Consider the following 19,780-nt stretch of genomic DNA (forward strand, 5'->3'; position numbering starts at 1 on the left):
GGCTGAAATTTATAAACGGAGAACACAGTTGGAATTTTTATACGAGTACGGCTTATTTTTTGCAAAAACCATTACCTTTGTTATTGCTATTGCTGTGATTTTAACCTTAATTGTAAGCTCGGCTGTTAAGCCAAAAGCGAAAAAAGGTGAGATTGAAATTGATGACCTATCAGAGCAGCTGACCAATATAAAAGAAAGCTTTTTAAATAATACGCTAGGTAAAAAAGAGTTAAAAGCCTATCAAAAACAACAAAAAGCAGAGCAAAAAAAAGCGGACAAAGAAGCGCCTAAATCACGACTCTATGTTATTGACTTTAATGGCAGTATGGACGCACATGAAGTAGAAAGCTTGCGCGAAGAAGTGACCGCGATAATTTCGATAGCGGATGCAAAAAAAGATAAAGTGTTAGTTCGCCTTGAAAGTGGTGGTGGTGTGGTACATGGCTATGGTTTAGCCGCATCACAATTACAACGTTTAAAGTCAGCCGGTATTGAGTTGACTGTATCAATAGATAAAGTCGCCGCCAGTGGTGGTTACATGATGGCTTGTGTGGCTGATCATATTATTGCAGCACCGTTTGCAATTGTTGGCTCTATTGGTGTTATTGCACAAATTCCAAATTTTAATAAAATTTTAAAGAAAAATGATGTCGAGTTTGAGCAAATTACGGCGGGTGAATTTAAACGCACGTTAACTTTATTTGGTGAAAATACCGATAAAGCTCGTGAAAAGTTCCGCGAAGAGATAGAGCAAACTCATGTATTGTTTAAAACTTTTGTGAGCACTCAGCGCCCAAGTTTAAATATGGATTTAGTGGCAACGGGTGAACATTGGTTTGCAACCCAAGCAATTGAAAAAGGGTTAGTCGATACTATTAAAACCAGCGATGATGCGTTGTTAGAGCAACAACAGCAATATCAAATTTATAAAGTGCAATACAAGATTAAAAAAGGATTAAGTGACAAGCTGGCAATGGGTTTGATCCATGGTGTGAATAAAGCGGGTGTAAGTTTAATGTCAAAGTTTAAGGCGTTAAACCCTTAATAATTTAATCACTTAAACCCAACAAAAAAGCCTTGTTACTTAACGAAGTAGCAAGGCTTTTTTTATGACTATTGTCAGAAATACTAATCAATAGATTTGTGGTAGTCCTCTAAATCTTTTGCTGCATTTGGGTCGTTAAAGATACTTTCATCTAGTTCACCTTCGCTTTTAGCGACGACACACGTAACCATACAGTCACCCGTTACGTTTACTGCTGTACGGGTCATATCAAGCAATCTGTCTACACCAATAATAATGGCGATGCCCTCAACAGGTAAGCCAACTTGGTTAAGTACCATGGCTAGCATAATTAAACCAACACCAGGTACACCCGCCGTACCAACAGAGGCAAGCGTTGCAGTTAGTATCACCATTAAGTAATCAGAAATAGTTAAGTCAACACTAAATACCTGAGCGATAAATACCGTAGCCACACCTTGCATAATTGCGGTGCCATCCATGTTAATGGTTGCACCAAGCGGAATAGTAAACGAAGCGACCGAATTATTAGCGCCAAGCTTTTTAGTTGCCGTTTCAAGTGTAATAGGCATAGTCGCGCTTGAACTTGAGGTACTAAAAGCAAATAAACAAGTGTGCTTCATTTTAGCCAAGAAAGTGAGCGGGTTTAGACCCGTGAGTATTTTTAGCAGTAGGGTGTAGTTTACAAATGCGTGTAGTAATAAGGCTAATACAACCACGCCAAAGTACTTAGCTAAACTCACAATTAAGTTTAGTTCAATGGTAGTGAACAATTTAGCCATTAAGAAAAATACGCCGTAAGGGGCAATGTTCATTAGCAAAGTAACCAGTTTTAAGATAACGGTGTTTAAGTCTTCAAATACAGTAGCGACACGTTTACCTGCTTTTCCGCTAAGTGCCATTGCAATACCGAATAATAGAGCAAACACAATTACTTGTAACATGTTGCCCTTTGCCATTGCTTCAAAAGGGTTGGTAGGGAACATATCAATAATTACGCGAGCTAAAGTAGGCGCTTCTTTGGCATCATAACTTGCTTGAGAGGGTAACCCAATGCCTTCACCTGGGTTAAATAGTAACGCTAAGGTAATCGCGACTGTAATCGCTATTGCCGTTGTAACTAAGTATAAACCAATTGATTTACCGCCTAAACGGCCTAGTTTCTTCGGATCGCTTAAACTGCAGGTACCACATACCAGCGATACAAATACTAAAGGCACAACCAGCATTTTCAAACTGGCTATAAATATTTGCCCACCTACATGGAAAAGGCCATCAACAAAAAAGGCTTTAATTGGCAAAGAGAATAACCCAAGAGGAATTAGGTAATCGTCTTCACCAGCTAATATAGCCTGAAATATAAAGCCTACTGCAACACCAAGCACCATACCAATCATGATGCGAGTAGTTAAACTCATTGAACGGATTTTAGACATATTTCCAATCTATTTTTTATAAATTTGGCATAGACTAACAGCATGTAATTTTTTTTACAGAAAAAACGTCAACTTTTTAAAAATTTTTATCAAAAAAAGGAGTAAAAAACTGAGATTTTAGACTAAGTTATAGGTTAACATTAAGTAAATAAGTTTAACTTAGTAATAGCGCAACGGAGAAACCTATGCCTTTAACTCGTTTGCTCAGCATTATATGGCTCAGCACATTACTCATAGCCTGTGGCGGTGGTGGCTCACTGGAAAAAGAAAGTGGAACCGTTGGCGGTGATACTGGAGGCACCGGTGGAGACGTTGTCGAACAAGCAATTCAAGTTGAACTTGATTTTGAAGATAGAATTGTTACTGCTGATAACCCGCTAGAGGTGGTTGCAACGGTAACCGGAAGTGATGGTCAACCTGTTGTGCGTCAAGAGGTAAGCTTTACCACAACACTGGGTTCTTTTATACCGGCTACAGGTAGCGCTTTAACAAATTCCAGCGGTGTTGCAACTATCGAGCTTAGCGCGGGTAGTGTTGAAGGAGCAGGAACCATTGTTGCAAGTTACGAAGATGTCACAAGTAAACTTGGCTTTTACACGGCAGGTGATGAGCCTCAATCGAATGACTCAACCGCAAATATTGACATTAAAATTTTACAAAACTGCCCTGATAGCTGGTTAAATATAGACAGAGATTCTATAGAGCTTGATCCATCTGAATGTTCTCAAAATAGTAATTTACTCGGGCAACAAGCTATTGTATACGCAAAAATCACCAAACCTGGCAGTAATACGCCAGCAAGTAATGTACTTGTTCAAGCGACAACAACGCTAGGTATTTTATTACCTGAAAGCTTAACGGCTAAAACGGATGCGTTTGGTGTTGCTATTTTGAATTTATTGCCTGGCAGCAGCTCAGGTGTTGGCCAAGTTGAGTTAACCGCTCAGGGCGGCGTTGCGAGTGCTTTATTTGAAATTAACGCTGTTCAAGTAAATGTCAATTTAAGCGCGGGTATTGCAACTGGTGATGTGTTGTCTGCAGGTTCTACTACTATTATTACCGCTCAGATTGTAGATAGCAGCAATAACTTATTCACCACTCCACTTGAAGTACAATTTAACTCGGCATGTGCAGAAGAATCTACTCCTAGAGCCACTATCGATAGTGTGGTAACTAGCATTGGCGGCACGGCAAGCGCAACTTATAAAGCGGATGGTTGTAATGGTATAGATACGATTACAGCAACCGTGGTTACCGGTGGCAACGTTGCCACTAAAACAATTAATATTAATGTAGCTGCCGCTCAAACGGGTTCAATCGCGTTTATGGGTGTGACCAATCAAGTGTTAGCTATTAAAGGAGCTGGCGGTCAGACTCTCACTGAAAACTCAGAGCTTACCTTTAAACTTTTAGATATTAATGGTAACCCTGTTGGTCAAAAGCAGATTGATTTTGCTCTTTCGCAAAACCCCGGCGGCGCGTTGCTAGACAGTGCATTTCAGTTTACCAATAACGAAGGTTTAGTAACTGTAAATGTCCGCTCAGGAAGAGCCGCAGGAGTTTTATCTGTTATTGCATCACATCAAGTTGAGGCTGGCGACACATCACAAAATAATGTGATCTCTATTGTGTCAAATGACATAACCATTACCACTGGTGTGCCAGATCAAGACAGTTTTACGCTTGCAGTGCAAACATTTAATACCGAGTCATTAAATGAAGCCGGGGTGACAACAGACTTAACTGTATTTGCAGCCGATCACTTTAATAATTTTGTTCCTGATAACACGGCAATTTATATAGCCAGCGAAGGTGGTGCAGTAGGCACAATAGATGATCAACAATTTACACCTTTATTACTTTGTCGCACCATAGATGGTGTGTGTAAAGCGCAGTGGCGTAGCCAAAACCCAATTCCATATAGTGATATCAAATACAAGAATACTGTTGCTGATAAGTGCGACCGTTACTTTGGTCAAGCAGCACCTTGTACATTAGGTATCAGAGAGTCACAACTAGACGCAAACGGCAATCTAATTACCTATTTTGATAGTAGTGGTAACCCGATATCACTTGCGGATGCGCCAAGTAATGCGCCAATAGATTATCCATTAGGTGGGCGTGTAAGCTTGTTAGCATACTCAGTGGGTGAAGAATCATTTAATGATGTATCTGCTAACGGTGAATTTAATCAAAACGAGTTTGATTCTACATTACAAGATTTACCTGAAGCATTTATAGATTTTAATGAAAATGGTATTTTTGACGGAAATCTACCCGCACCTGCAAACCCAGTAAATTCTAATGGCGGTGAGGATGAGTGGTATGTGGAGCGCTCTGGTGCACTAAATAATGGTCAGTTTGATTCCGGCGATGGCATTTACAATGGTTTGTTATGTAGTGACGAGGCGCTTACTGCAAATGCATGTACGCGTGAAACAGTAAATGTACGCGATCGCTCAGAGTTAGTGATGTCTGGAAGTACACCTTTCATTAGAGCTGTAACGGCTTTAGATGACTGTAGTTTAAGTGATGGTATTCGCTTAGAAGCTTCCGATATGGCGGGTATGTGTGACATAAACCTTATTGATATTAGCAATTCCACACCTTACAGCGCGATTTCAGTGACTATTTTCTTCAGTGATATTTATAACAATCCATTGCCTGCAGGTACTACAGTTACTGTCAGTGCCGATAATGGTGTGTTAAGAGGGTTAACAGATTACACCGTTGTGAATACTGCGCAACAAGTGCCTATCTCTGTTTCAGTAAATATTACAAAAGAGGCTGAGCCAAATGATGTTGATTCTGGCTTTTTATACATCGAATTTGTGACCCCTGGTGGGGTGAAAACTCAATATACCGTGATGTCGATTTTAGACGAGCCTAAGGTTTAAAATTAATAAAGCATAGAAAATGCCAACCAATAAGGTTGGCATTTTTGTTTCTATTCTATATATTCCACATCAATTATTCAAAAAGCACTGGTTTGATTAAATTTACAACAGAAATTGTTTGTTTATTCAGTAAATACTGAAAAGTTTGTATTAAAAGCTTGTAAGAACTAGTGTTTGTAGATATACCTATAAATATTCGCGCCGCATGAGTCGGCTAAACACATTTAAAAAACTAGGTTAGAAATAGGCAACTATGGGCAAATCGCTAGTAATTGTAGAGTCACCTGCTAAGGCTAAAACAATTAATAAATACTTAGGTAATGATTTTATCGTTAAGTCCAGTATTGGACACGTACGAGATTTACCTACTTCGGGTTCTGGCAAAAACAAAGCACCAGCAAGCAAAACGCCTGCTGAGGTGCGTAAAATGCCACCTGATGAGAAAGCAGCGTATAAACAGCAACGTGACTATACTAACTTAGTCGCGCGAATGGGCATCGATCCTGAAAAAGGATGGGAGCCACATTACGAAATATTGCCGGGTAAAGAAAAGGTTGTTCAAGAATTACAAAAGCTTGCCCAAAATGCTGATCAAATCTATCTCGCAACGGATTTGGATAGAGAAGGGGAAGCTATTGCTTGGCACCTTCAAGAAATAATTGGTGGCGAGCCAGAAAAATATAAGCGTGTTGTTTTTAACGAAATCACTAAAAATGCAATACAACAAGCATTCGAAACCCCAGGTGAGTTAAACACCGACATGGTTTATGCACAGCAGACCCGTCGCTTCTTAGACCGTGTTGTTGGCTTTATGGTATCGCCCCTATTATGGGCTAAAGTAGCGCGTGGTTTATCAGCGGGTCGAGTGCAATCTGTTGCAGTGCGTTTATTAGTTGAACGCGAACGTGAAATTAAAGCATTTATTCCTGAAGAGTTTTGGGATATTCATGCCGATGTTAAAAATAGCGAGTCTGACCTACGTTTAGAAGTCACTAAACAAGCAGACAAGCCATTTAAGCCAGTAAATGAAGCTCAGGCTAGTGCAGCAGTTAAAAGCCTTGAGAATGCCGAATATAAAGTTGTCAGCGTTGAAGAGAAACCAAGTAAGAGCCGTCCAAGTGCGCCATTTATTACTTCAACAATGCAACAAGCAGCAAGTACCCGATTAGGTTATGGCGTTAAAAAGACCATGATGCTTGCCCAGCGTTTATACGAGGGGGGTTATATTACTTATATGCGTACCGATTCAACTAATTTATCGAAAGATGCGGTTGAAATGTGTCGCGAATACGTAACCAATGAGTTTGGTGCCAAGTATTTACCTGCTGATCCGATTAACTATAGCTCTAAAGGTAATGCACAAGAGGCGCACGAAGCGATTCGTCCTTCTAGCGTATCAGTGCTTTCTGGGCATGTTGAAGGTGTGGATGCCGATGCGAAAAAGCTTTATGAGCTTATTTGGCGTCAGTTTGTGGCCTGTCAAATGGTGCCAGCTGAGTACTATTTAACCACCTTAACGGTCGCTGCCAACGATTTTACATTGAAAGCAAAAGGACGTGTTTTACGTTTTGATGGTTGGACTAAAGTGCAACCGGCAGTACGTAAAAAGAATGAAGAAGATCAATCGCTGCCTGCTGTTAAGCAAGGCGAGGTGCTCACGTTAGTTGAGCTTGATCCTAAGCAGCACTTTACTAAGCCACCGGCTCGTTTTAGTGAAGCAAGCTTAGTTAAAGAGCTCGAGAAACGTGGGATTGGTCGTCCATCTACGTATGCCTCTATTATATCAACGATACAAGACCGTGGTTATGTACGAGTAGAAAATCGTCGCTTTTTCGCTGAAAAAATGGGGGAGATTGTCACCGATCGCCTTGTTGAAAACTTTACCGATTTAATGAACTTCGATTTTACCGCTAAAATGGAAGGCCGTTTAGATGATATCGCCGAAGGTGAGCGTGTTTGGACGCAAGTTCTCGATAAGTTTTACGCTGATTTTTCAACGCAATTGAATATTGCCAAAGGTGAACCCGATGAAGGCGGTATGCGTCTTAATCAAATGGTAGAAACCGACATTGACTGTCCAACGTGTGGCAGAAAAATGGGTATTCGTACTGCTTCTACGGGCGTATTCTTAGGATGTACTGGTTATAACTTGCCACCTAAAGAGCGCTGTACTACCACTATGAACTTAGTGTCGGGTGATGAAGCGGTTGCAGCTGATGTTGAAGACGTTGAAACAGAAACATTAATGCAAATGAAGCGCTGTCCAATTTGTGAAACAGCGATGGATTCATACCTTATCGATGAAACCCGTAAACTACACGTGTGTGGTAATAACCCAGCGTGTCATGGGCATGTGGTTGAAGAGGGTACGTTTAAAATTAAAGGTTACGACGGCCCTATTATTGAATGTGATAAATGTGGCGCTGATATGGAATTAAAATCAGGTCGATTTGGTAAGTATTTTGGCTGTAACAATGACGAGTGTAAAAATACCCGTAAGTTATTAAAAAATGGCGAAGCCGCGCCACCAAAAGAAGATCCCGTTCATATTCCTGAATTAGAATGTGAAAAGTCTGAAGCCTATTTTGTATTACGTGATGGTGCTGCAGGTATTTTCTTAGCAGCAAATACGTTCCCTAAATCACGAGAAACACGCGCCCCCAAAGTAGAAGAGTTACAGCGTTTTAGAGATCGTATTTCGCCTAAGTTTTACTACTTAGCTGATGCACCAGCTAAAGATCCTGATGGTAATCTTGCTGTTGTGCGTTACAGTCGTAAGAATAAATCACAGTATGTAATGACTGAGGTTGATGGCAAAGCAACTGGTTGGACGGCACACTACGAAGGTGGTAAATGGGTAGAAGAGGCTAAGAAAAAAGCCGCGCCTAAAAAGAAAGCCGCCGCTAAAAAAGCGCCTGCTAAAAGTAAAGCGAAAGCAAAAGTAAAAAAAGACGATGAATAATTAATTATTCACCGCTTTAAGTAATAAAAAACCGGAACGCACAGCCTGTGACAGTTCCGGTTTTTTTTGTCAAATCAAACCTATCGCAATGGCATTTCTAATCTGATTTTTTACTTTACAGGATTAAAAAATGTAACCAATTTAGGTTCAATTCACTCAATTATTCATTAAATTTTAACAGCAGTGACTTTGTTATAGCCTTCAGATGTTAGTTCATCATTCACACACTTTAAAACATAGTTATAAAGCTCTTCATTGCTTACGTCGTCTTCTTTAGCCCAACTAACACACATTTCTGTGAATTCTTGAATCGTCTCAGCTGAAGCGTCTGTAGCATCGTTTGCCACTGCATTAGCAGCAGATAAAACGAAAAATGGTGCAACGATTAACGCGAGTAATGCTTTATTCATTTTCTTATTCCTAAAAATGGAGTAACAATCGAGTTATGTATTCATACAATGCCTACATAAAACAAGTGTAACCAAGCCAGAACATCTCTGTTGGTATATTGATTTTTAATCGAATATAAAATAAAGGGAAACGAAATATTTTTATCGTCAAGATGAGCGTATCGCGTAAAAGTGTTTAACCTTAACTAATTGTGTTACAGCTAAATTTAGGCTAATGTCGCGTTTTAATTTTTAGGTGTTCTTATGTCAGAGCCACATACAAATAATATAAATAAAAAAATACAACCTGTTCATAAAGTAGAGCATGCTCTTGAGTCGTTTATATTCAAAGGACGCTGGTTATTAGCCCCATTTTTTGTCGGTTTACTATTTGCTGTGGTTTTATTACTAATAAAATTTTTTAAACAGCTGTATTTGATGGGGATCGCAACGTTTACTGCCAGTAATCAAGAGTTGTTGGTGGGTATATTAACTTTGGTTGATACCGCTTTGTTAGCTGGACTTTTATTAATTATTATATTTAGTGGCTACGAAAACTTTGTCTCTAAGCTTAATATCGAAAATCATGAAGACCGTCCCGTATGGATGGGAAAAGTAGGGTTTTCTGGTTTAAAAATGAAACTGATTAGTGCAATAGTCGCCATTTCAGCCGTTGAGCTACTAAAAGTGTTTATAAGCTCTGCATCTCATTCAAATGATGAATTACTCTGGAAAGTGCTGATACACGTTACCTTTGTTGTGTCGGGTGTACTGTTTGCATTTACTGATTACTTAAATAGTAAAACAATTAGCCATTAAAAAATGCTAAAAAAACCCGAGCACTGCTCGGGTTTTTTATAATAATGCAAATATTAACTGCAGTGGGCGTAATAACAACCAAATGGCTCAATTGTCAGTGTTTCATTATCAAGCTTTGCGTTGTGATGAGAAAGGTCGCTATGTTCATTTTCAACACTTGCATTAATAGTAAGTTTTGCTTGTGAAGCACTCAAATTGAATACACACAACATTTTTTCATCGTTTAGAGTACGGTAAAACGCTAAGATTGGCTCTTCGGTTTGTAAAAACTCAATATCACCTTCAAGTAATACCGGCTGGTTTTTACGCCATGCCATAAATTCACGGTACGCATTTAATATTGAGTTTGCATCATTCTCTTGTTCAGCAACTGCTTGCAGCCTATGTTGTTGATCAACAGGTAACCACGGTTTTACTTCACTAAAGCCCGCATTGTGAGCATTGGCATGTGAGCTATCAAGGTTTTCCCAAGGCATTGGGGTACGACAACCATCACGGCCTTTAAAGTTTGGCCAAAACGTAATGCCGTATGGGTCTTGTAAATCTTCAAACGCAACGCTTGCTTCACCGAGTCCGAGTTCTTCACCTTGATACATACACACGCTACCACGTAACGAGGCCAATAGGGCGGTTAACATCTTACATTGCGCAGGGTTTACTTCACCCGTTTCGCTCCAACGACTTGCAACGCGCTCTACGTCATGGTTACTAAATGCCCAGCAAGGCCAGCCTTCAGTCATACGTTGTTCAAGTGTAGTAACGGTGTTTCTTATATATTCACTCGAGTAGTCATCAGTTAGTAGCTCAAAGCTGTAACCCATGTGCAGTTTATCGCCGCCTTGGGTGTATTCTGCCATGGTGGCTAATGAATCTTCAGATGAAATTTCACCTAGTGACACGGTTCCTGGGTATTTATTGAGCAAGGTGCGAATATCACGCATAAACTCAATGTTTTCTGGCTGTGTGTTGTTGTAGTAGTGATACTGAAAAGCATACGGATTATCTTCACTAAAACCACGGCCCTGACGCTTTTCTTTTGGTTTTGCAGGGTTATCACGAAGCTGTGCGTCATGGTAGCAAAAGTTAATTGCATCTAACCTAAAACCATCAACGCCTTTTTTAAGCCAAAACTCAACATTATCTAATACAGCTTGGCGAACATCAGGGTTATGAAAGTTAAGATCTGGCTGTTCCGTGAAAAAGTTATGTAAGTAGTATTGTCCACGACGCGGCTCCCATTGCCATGCACCGCCACCAAAAATTGATAACCAGTTGTTTGGTGCTGTTCCGTCTTCTTTAGCATCGGCCCATACATACCAATCAGCTTTATCGTTGGTTAAATCTTCACGGCTATCAATAAACCATTGGTGTTGATCTGAGGTGTGACTAAGCACTTGGTCTATAATAATTTTAATATCGCGTTGATGTGCTTGCGCAATGAGCTCATCAAAATCATCTAAGTTACCAAAAAGGGGGTCGATATCGCGATAGTCGCTAATATCATAACCAAAATCTTTCATAGGTGATTTAAAGAAAGGTGAGATCCAGATAGCATCCACCCCTAAGCTTTTAATGTAATCAATGCGATTAATTATCCCTTTTAAGTCACCAATGCCATCGTTGTTGCTATCTTGAAAGCTACGCGGATAAACCTGATAAATAACCGCACCTTTATACCATTGCTTTTGGGCCATGCCTTTCTCCGTTTTCACACTGTCTTTGTGTTGTTCTTTTTTAGAGGTGTTAATCCTCGTTTATTTGAAAAAGCATACTTGAAGCCCGTCATACTGTAAAAAGTCTGCATACGTATGCACCGTTTTAAGGCCATTAAAAGAGGTTAAATCAATCGCTTATTTCATCGATTTTAACGCCGGTTTATTGAATATCTCTTTACCAATTTGGTTTGTTAAATTGTTAATTTATTGTTTGCGTTATTTAGGTGCTTAAAAATAAGGGGGTGCACTAAATTGGTGATTATTAATATTGGTCTTACCAATTGTACATAAATAAATGTTCTCCATAATAATAAATTAGAAAATAAAATAGCGTCGTGTCACTTTATTTATGTTTAATGACACACTTATTTTATCAAAAAATAAATAATGACTATCATTAAAGCTATAAATGCTAATTGCACTAAAATAACTCATAATAAAACAGTCACTTATAAAATAGTGTGTAAATTTAATGTTAACTTAATGCGTGTGGTGTAACTTTGAATACGTATGCATAAAGTTGTTAATAAAATAATACGAGCGTTAATATTCATCCTGACAACAAAATAAGCTCGCAGGCTTAACTATCACTTAAGCAAGTAAGCGGGTATCACATTATGGGTAACGGGAAAACATTATGGCTATGTTCAAACCAAGTATACTAACGCTAGCATTAACTGCTGCCGGACTATCAAGCTTTGCCACCACTGCGGCACAAGAAGAAACAATAAAAAATGATGATGTAGAAATCATCGAAGTAAAAGGTTTTCGCGGTAGTGTTGTTGAATCAATTAATACTAAGCGTTTTTCAACACAGGTGGTTGAGTCAATTTCTGCAGAAGACATTGGTAAACTTCCAGATACATCTATTGCTGAGTCAATTGCACGCTTACCTGGTTTAACAGCCCAGCGTCTTGATGGCCGTGCTAGTCGTGTAAGTGTTCGTGGTTTTAGCGAAAACGAAAGCGCAACCACATTTAATGGTCGTGAGCAAGTATCGATTGGTGACAACCGTGGTGTTGAGTTTGACCTTTACCCATCAGAAATAATGAGCGGCGTAACCGTTTATAAAACACCAAGTGCTAGCATTGAAGCAGAAGGTATTGCCGGTGTAATCGACATGCAAACGGTAAAGCCTTTAAGTAAAGGCGAGCGCGTGATCATGTTTAATGGTCAGTTAGAGCAGTCAGGTTTTGATAAGCTAAACCCTGATGGTGATGATAAAGGCTTTCGTGGCACGGTTTCATACATTGATCAGTTTGCAGATGACACTATAGGTGTTGCATTTGCTTACAACACAATGAGCTCACCAAATCAAGAAAAACGCTGGAATTCTTGGGGATACCCTGAATTCGACGTTGATGGACAGAATTATTCAATCTTAGGCGGCGCTAAACCATTCGTACGTTCATCAACACTTGAACGTGATTCAGCGATGCTAGTAGTGGAAGCTGCACCAAATGATCGTCTAAACATGACGTTTGATGCGTTATATGTAGATTTTAACGATGAAAAAATCTTACGTGGTATTGAAGTACCTTTCGCCTGGGGTCAAGGTAGCATCGACCCGAATAGTGTTACTGTAGATGAACAGTCTGGCTTTATCACCAGTGCAACAACGCAAGGTCAACGCGTTGTAGTTCGCAATGATGTTGAAGAACGTGATGCTGAATTAACGCAATTTGGATTTAATACTAAATATGACATTGACGATTCATGGTCGGTAGAGTTTGATGCGAGCTTATCTGAAGTTGAGCGTAAGGACTGGAGCTTACAAAGTTATTCTGGCACAGGCCGTGGCGATGCAAACGGTATTGCTGACAACATTGGTTACTCACTTGATGGCGGCAATACCGGCGCCAAATTTAGCCACGAGTTAGATTATAGTGATTATGCTTTAATTCAGTTAGGTGGTCCTTTGTCATGGGGAACCAGCTCAGCGCTAAATAATAAGTACGGCTTAAATGATACGGCTTATCAAAACACCGCACAAGATGGCTTTATTAATGCACCTGAAGTTAATGATGAACTACATACTTTAAAACTAGCAGCAAGCAAGCTATTAGAAAACGATTACTTAAGCAAAGTAAGTTTTGGTATGTCATATCGCGACCGCGAGAAGAGTAAAAAGTCTGAAGGGTATTACTTAACATTAAGCGATTTCTCATTAGATAATCCTGGTACGCTTGTCGTTCCAGATCAATATCGCCTCGGAACAGCTAGCTTAGGCTTTATCGGTATGGGGGATATGATTGCCTATGATACCCGTGCACTAGTTGACGATGGATATTATGACTCAATTCAAGAAAGTTTAACGGATATAAAACACACTACGCAGTCGTACACAGTTCAAGAAAAAGTTACGGCGTTTTTTGTTCAAGCTGATGTTAATGCTGAAGTAGGTGAACTACCATTAACAGGTAACTTTGGTGTTCGCTATGTTAGAACTGAGCAATCTTCGCAAGGTTTTGCGGCTGTGCCGAATGACGTGACTGGTCTAGTTGACGCCGTTCCTAACAATGTGTCACACGATTATAGTCATGTTTTACCTAGTCTTAATTTATCTTTAGCGCTAGATGAAAATCAAACTGTGCGTTTTGGTGCCGCTAAAACTATCTCACGAGCCCGCCTAGATGAAATGAATGCTTCTGTTAATGCGAGCTACAATTCTGAGCGTCCTGATGAGAATGGCAACTATTGGTCAGTATCTGGTGGTAATCCTACACTTGAACCAAAAGAAGCAACGGGTTTTGATTTTACTTATGAAAACTACTTTAGTGCAGAAGGATACTTCTCAGCGGCTGTATTTTATAAAGACTTAAGCCAATGGATATTTGATGGTGTATACGAAGTTGATATGTCAGGAGTTGCTAACCCTTCAACGGGTGAGATACCAGAGAATAGTACCGGTACTGGATCAGGTAAAGTGAATGGCGGTGGTGGAGATCTTTGGGGCTATGAATTGTCTCTTGCTCTACCGTTTAATATTTTTAGTGATTCATTAGAAGGTTTTGGTTTAATTGCCAGCCATACAGGAATTGAACAAGATATTGAAGATCAAAACGGTAATGAATACGAATTACCTGGTTTGTCGGATAAAATTGAAAGCATAACTTTTTATTATGAAAACTATGGCTTCCAAGCACGTACTAGTATGCGAAAGCGTAGCGACTTTAAAGGTGATATTTACAACGCAGGTTATGAAACTCAGCAAGTGAATATCTTAGGTGAAACAATTTGGGACGTACAAGTTGGTTACGATTTTGGCGAAGCAGGTGTTGAGAGCTTAGATGGCTTAAATGTGACATTCCAAGTACAAAATATCACTGAAGAACCATTTACAACACTAAGTGGTGATAATGCTTTACAAGTGCGTGATTACCAAGATTATGGGCGTAACTTTATTCTTGGATTTAGCTACAAGCTTTAACTGAAATTTAGTTAAGTTATTAGCCCTTGTAATTAGTTTTACAAGGGCTTTTTTATAACTACCTTACCTAAGTTTTATCAAACTTTTTAAATTCTGATTTAAAAAAGTGAGCAATAATATGAAGCCAATAAAACACGTCGTCATTGCAGGCGGTGGTACAGCTGGATGGATAGCCGCTGCACTGTTAAATAAAGTATTAGGTAAAGTAATTAATATTACCCTAATAGAATCAACTCACATTGGCACAGTGGGCGTAGGGGAAGCCACTATTCCCCCTATAATGCAGTTAAATAATGCATTGGGTATCAATGAACAACACTTTATAAGTGCTACTAACGCGACGATTAAGCTTGGTATTGAGTTTGAAAACTGGAAAAGCTCAGCACACAGTTATATGCATGCGTTTGGCACTTTGGGTAAAAACTTTCCTTTTTGTGACTTTTATAATTTTTGGCTTAAAGGCCAAACGCAAGGGTGCAAAGATGATTTTTGGGATTTTTCATTAAATTATCAGGCTGCGAAAAACAATAAATTTGCTCCACTGAATACCATTTCTAACACGTCGTTGCCAGGATTAAGCTACGCGTATCATTTTGACGCCAGTTTGTATGCTGAGTTTTTAAAGCACTTAGCCACAGAGCGGGGGGTAAAACATCTAGATGCTAAAATTAATGAGGTCATGCAGTGCCCAACCAGTGGCAATATTCAGAGCCTAACCCTTGATGATGGCAGCAGTATCAGTGGCGATTTATTTTTAGATTGTACGGGTCTGCGTGCCTTACTGATTGAGCAAACACTCAATACTGGATATGTAGATTGGTCGCACTACTTACCCTGCGATAGCGCCATTGCAGTACAAACAGCATCAAATGATGAATTAAAACCTTATACACGTTCAATTGCGCACAGTGCCGGTTGGCAGTGGCAAATTCCATTACAGCACAGAATGGGGAATGGCTTAGTATATTGTAGCCGCCATATATCTGATGACGACGCAAAACAATTATTACTCAATAATCTTCCTGCAGAGCCTATTACTGAACCCCGATTAATTAAGTTTAAAACGGGTCGTCGTTTAAAACAGTGGCATAAAAACGTCGTTGCCATTGGCTTATCGAGTGGGTTTTTAGAGCCACTTGAATCAACCAGTATTCACCTAATACAAAGTGCTGTGACGCGTTTAATTAAGTTATTTCCTCGCCATGGGGTTAGTGATGCGTTAGTAACAGAATTTAATAAGCAAAGCATCACCGAAATCGAGCATATTCGTGACTTCATTATTTTGCACTATAAGCTAACTGAGCGGGAAGATACTCCATTTTGGCGTCAATGTAAGCAAATGGAAATTCCGCAATCGTTAGCGCATAAAATGGATTTATTTAAACAAACAGGCAAAGTAGTGCGCGAAAACGACGAGTTATTTGCCGAAGTGGCATGGCAACAAGTCATGATAGGTCAAGGCCTATTACCCGATGATTACGGTGCACTAGCAGATTCATTAACCAATGAGCAATTAGCCGAGTTATTTAGTAATTTAAAAACATTAATAAATTCAACGGTAGAGCAACTGCCAAGTCACACCGTATTTTTAAGTAGTTTAAAACCAAAGTAAGCCCCAAAAAAAGTTTCATGCTGGCAGTTTAATTTTTGGGTTAACAGGGTCTGAATATAGCTGTGAATACGTATGCAGCAACTGTAACCAAACTACAGTTAGCTTTAGTATAAACCAATGACAACACTGAAATAAAAATGACACACACAATGAAAAAAAGATTTTACATACCCTTGCTGCTATTAAGCACATTAGTTGTGCAAGGCTGCAGTGATGATAATGAAAGCACGCAAGCAAAAACGGTTGTAAATAAGACAGAGCCTGTAAAGCCAGTTGTTTATCAAGTGTTTACTCGTTTATTTGGTAATACGCAAACAGCTAATATTCCGTGGGGTACTAAAGAGCAAAATGGCGTGGGTAAGTTTGCTGATTTTAACGATGCTGCGCTTAAAGGTATTAAAGAGTTGGGTACTACGCATGTGTGGTATACCGGCGTTTTACATCATGCCTTAGTGGGTGATTACACCGAATATGGTATTAGTCAGGATGATCCAGATGTGGTTAAAGGGCGTGCAGGCTCGCCCTATGCAATTAAAGATTATTACGATGTAAATCCTGATTTGGCGGTAAATGTAACGAACAGAATCGAAGAGTTTAGCGCGCTTATTGAACGTACCCACGATCATGATATGAAAGTGATAATAGACATTGTGCCCAATCACGTTGCACGTGATTACCACTCAACGGCTAAGCCTAATGGCGTTAAAGACTTTGGTGAACAAGACGATACCAGCAAAGACTATGATGTTAATAATAACTTTTATTATGTACCTGGTGAGTCATTTCAAGTGCCTTCGAGCGACAGTTATCAAGTGCTTGGCGGAAATTCTCATCCCTTAGCTGATGGTAAATTTAATGAAACACCGGCTAAATGGACAGGAAACGGTGCACGCTCTCCACAGCCTGATATAAACGACTGGTACGAAACAGTAAAAGTAAACTACGGCGTTAAACCCGATGGTAGCCTAGATTTTCCAACTTTACCTAAGGCGCTAGAACACCAAGACTACCGCGCTCATTACGCCTTTTGGCAAGATAAAGAGTTACCTAATAGCTGGTATAAATTTAGAAATATTGCGCTTTATTGGTTAGATAAAGGCGTGGATGGCTTTCGCTATGATATGGCTGAAATGGTGCCGGTTGAATTTTGGAGCTTTTTAAATTCATCGATAAAAATGCATAAACCCGATGCGTTTTTACTTGCAGAAGTGTACAACCCATTGATGTACCGAACTTATATTCACCAAGGTAAAATGGATTACTTGTATGACAAAGTAGGCTTTTACGACACCTTAAAAGCCATAATGCAAGGCAAGCAAGCCGCAAGTAGTATTTTTAATGCTCAGCAAAAAGTGGCTGACATAGAGCAACATATGCTGCACTTTTTAGAAAACCATGACGAGCAACGTATCGCAAGTCCTGATTTTGCCGGCGATGCCGCATTGGGCAAGCCAGCAATGCTGGTCTCTCACCTAATCAGTCGCTCGCCAAGCTTGCTTTATTTTGGTCAAGATGTCGGTGAAGATGGCTCAGAAAACGCGGGGTTTGGTAGCCCGACTCGCACCAGTATTTTTGACTATATTGGTGTTCCTGCTCACCAAGCGTGGATGAACAACGGTAAATTTGATGGCGGTCAGTTAACAACTGAACAAGCGCAATTACGCCAATATTACATTTCAATTATGGCACTTAACGATTTACCAGCGATTGTTGCCGGCGATATGGCACCCTTGTTGGTAACAGGCAGTAATAGAGTGGTAGGTTTTGTACGCACCCTAGGACAGCAATCATTATGGGTGCTGAGTAACTTTAGTCAGCAAGCGCAAACAGTCACTATTACGCTCACGCCCAATCAAGCAACAATGCTCAAACCAAACTCAACGCTTTACGATCTATTAGAGTCGCATAACGGTATTTTGGTGAGCGATGAGAAACAAAATACAACCTTTACGCTGACCCTTGATGCACTCAGTAGTGCCGTTTTAACAAATAAGGCTGACCATGAATTATAATAACAAACCAACCTTAAGCTTTTGGCAAATATGGAACATGTGCTTTGGCTTTTTAGGCATTCAATTTGGCTTTGCACTGCAAAACGGTAACGTAAGTCGGATTTTTCAAACCCTTGGGGCGAATGTAGACGATATTCCTATTTTGTGGGTAGCAGCACCACTTACCGGTTTAATTGTACAGCCAATTATTGGTTATTGGAGTGATAAGACGTGGGGCAAATTAGGTCGCCGTCGTCCGTTTTTTTTATACGGCGCTATTTTAACCACATTATCGTTATTTATTATGCCAAACTCACCAACACTTTGGATTGCAGCGGGCATGTTATGGATCATGGATGCATCGATTAACGTCACCATGGAACCATTTCGCGCCCTTGTAGGCGATAACCTACCAAACAAACAGCGTGCTACTGGCTATGCAATGCAAAGCTTTTTTATAGGCGTAGGCGCCGTGGTTGCTTCTGCACTCCCTTGGATGATGACGAACTGGTTTGATATTGCCAACACCGCCGCTGCAGGGCAAATTCCTGATTCAGTAAAGTACTCATTTTACTTTGGTGCAGTTGTATTGCTGGTCGCAGTGGGCTGGACAATTATAACCACCAAAGAATATTCACCTGAAGAATTGGCCGCATTTAATCAACAAGAGCAAGCTCAAGTTGAACAGACGGTTTGTGCACAAATTAACTTTAGTAAAGGCGGCAGTGTATTTACCGTGCTAGGGCTTGCCGTACTTGGTTTAGTCACGGGATTAAACCTAGAAAAAGAGCTGTACCTATTAGCAGCTGGCTTAGTGAGTTTTGGCGTTATTCAATTTATTGCAGCCGCACTTCAGGCAAAAAACCACACCAGCGGTGGCTTTTACCAAGTCGTTAACGATGTATTCACCATGCCAGAGGCGATGAAACAACTTGCTTGGGTACAGTTTTTTAGCTGGTTTGCTTTATTTGCCATGTGGATTTACACCACCTCAGCGGTAACCAGTTTTCATTATGGTAGCAGCGACACAAGTTCAGCGGCGTATAACAATGGTGCAGACTGGGTGGGTATTTTATTTGCGGCTTACAACGGTTTTGCTGCATTGGCGGCTTTATGTATCCCGATCATCGTTAAGCGTGTTGGTTTAAAACTAGCGCATGCACTTAACCTTATTTTAGGTGCCTTAGGTTTAGCGAGCTTTATGTTTATAAAAGATCCGAGCTTACTTATTTGGCCAATGATAGGTATTGGTTTTGCGTGGGCGTCTATTTTGTCGTTGCCTTACGCCATGTTAAGTACCTCAGTACCGAGTCATAAAATGGGTGTGTATATGGGAATATTTAACTTTTTTATTGTGATCCCACAATTATTAGCCGCCAGTGTACTTGGCCTGATACTCCGTCACTTTTTCCAAAATCAACCTATTTACGCATTGATGCTAGGTGCTGTGTCTTTTGTACTTGCAGCGGTTGCCGTACTGCGTGTTAAACAGTCTTAATTTAAGG

Annotated in this window: 11 protein-coding genes; 8 read left to right on the forward strand and 3 right to left on the reverse strand. The window is 40.0% G+C overall.

Going from position 1 to position 19,780, the window contains the following annotated elements; all coding sequences use genetic code 11:
* The first annotated feature begins 28 nt into the window (after window positions 1-28).
* Window positions 29-1,045: a protease SohB gene (gene sohB, locus AAGD16_RS06875; protein ID WP_377114520.1), complete on the forward strand. Its 1,017-nt coding sequence runs from the start codon at window positions 29-31 to the stop codon at window positions 1,043-1,045.
* Between the two features lie 83 nt (window positions 1,046-1,128).
* On the opposite strand, the gene AAGD16_RS06880 is transcribed toward sohB, so the two are convergent.
* Window positions 1,129-2,460, reverse strand: coding sequence for a dicarboxylate/amino acid:cation symporter (locus AAGD16_RS06880; RefSeq protein ID WP_013464802.1), 1,332 nt, complete (start codon window positions 2,458-2,460; stop codon window positions 1,129-1,131).
* Window positions 2,461-2,645: 185 nt separating this feature from the next.
* Between AAGD16_RS06880 and AAGD16_RS06885 the strand changes: the two genes are divergently transcribed.
* Together AAGD16_RS06885 and topA are read left to right on the forward strand one after the other, a co-directional pair.
* Window positions 2,646-5,357, forward strand: a complete 2,712-nt coding sequence (locus AAGD16_RS06885) for an Ig-like domain-containing protein (protein WP_377114522.1) — start codon at window positions 2,646-2,648, stop codon at window positions 5,355-5,357.
* Between the two features lie 253 nt (window positions 5,358-5,610).
* Window positions 5,611-8,319, forward strand: coding sequence for a type I DNA topoisomerase (gene topA / locus AAGD16_RS06890; protein WP_377114525.1), 2,709 nt, complete (start codon window positions 5,611-5,613; stop codon window positions 8,317-8,319).
* Between the two features lie 167 nt (window positions 8,320-8,486).
* Here topA and AAGD16_RS06895 read toward each other — a convergent pair whose 3' ends face one another.
* The gene (locus AAGD16_RS06895) at window positions 8,487-8,729 is read right to left on the reverse strand and encodes a hypothetical protein (protein ID WP_016899532.1); all 243 of its coding nucleotides are present in this window, start codon (window positions 8,727-8,729) and stop codon (window positions 8,487-8,489) included.
* Between the two features lie 243 nt (window positions 8,730-8,972).
* On the opposite strand from AAGD16_RS06895, the gene AAGD16_RS06900 reads away from it, so the two are divergent.
* Window positions 8,973-9,527 (forward strand): TIGR00645 family protein, encoded by a 555-nt coding sequence (locus AAGD16_RS06900; RefSeq protein WP_028835834.1) that lies wholly within the window; start codon window positions 8,973-8,975, stop codon window positions 9,525-9,527.
* 53 nt (window positions 9,528-9,580) lie between these two features.
* On the opposite strand, the gene AAGD16_RS06905 is transcribed toward AAGD16_RS06900, so the two are convergent.
* Window positions 9,581-11,221 (reverse strand): alpha-glucosidase family protein, encoded by a 1,641-nt coding sequence (locus AAGD16_RS06905; protein ID WP_377114529.1) that lies wholly within the window; start codon window positions 11,219-11,221, stop codon window positions 9,581-9,583.
* Between the two features lie 658 nt (window positions 11,222-11,879).
* On the opposite strand from AAGD16_RS06905, the gene AAGD16_RS06910 reads away from it, so the two are divergent.
* The 4 genes from AAGD16_RS06910 to AAGD16_RS06925 all read left to right on the forward strand — a co-directional run bounded on the left by AAGD16_RS06910 (window position 11,880) and on the right by AAGD16_RS06925 (window position 19,773).
* The gene (locus tag AAGD16_RS06910; protein WP_377114532.1) at window positions 11,880-14,672 is read left to right on the forward strand and encodes a TonB-dependent receptor; all 2,793 of its coding nucleotides are present in this window, start codon (window positions 11,880-11,882) and stop codon (window positions 14,670-14,672) included.
* 118 nt (window positions 14,673-14,790) lie between these two features.
* Window positions 14,791-16,284, forward strand: a complete 1,494-nt coding sequence (locus tag AAGD16_RS06915) for a tryptophan halogenase family protein (RefSeq protein ID WP_064663738.1) — start codon at window positions 14,791-14,793, stop codon at window positions 16,282-16,284.
* A gap of 149 nt (window positions 16,285-16,433) precedes the next feature.
* Window positions 16,434-18,296, forward strand: a complete 1,863-nt coding sequence (locus AAGD16_RS06920; RefSeq protein WP_029609931.1) for an alpha-amylase family protein — start codon at window positions 16,434-16,436, stop codon at window positions 18,294-18,296.
* On the forward strand, window positions 18,286-19,773 hold the full coding sequence (locus tag AAGD16_RS06925) for an MFS transporter (RefSeq protein ID WP_064663739.1): 1,488 nt from the start codon (window positions 18,286-18,288) through the stop codon (window positions 19,771-19,773). The genes AAGD16_RS06920 and AAGD16_RS06925 overlap by 11 nt, the downstream gene beginning before the upstream one ends.
* The last annotated feature ends 7 nt before the right edge of the window (window positions 19,774-19,780 follow it).

The sequence above is a fragment of the Pseudoalteromonas sp. M58 genome (assembly GCF_042604605.1).
In the GTDB taxonomy this organism is placed as follows: Bacteria; Pseudomonadota; Gammaproteobacteria; order Enterobacterales; family Alteromonadaceae; genus Pseudoalteromonas; species Pseudoalteromonas tetraodonis.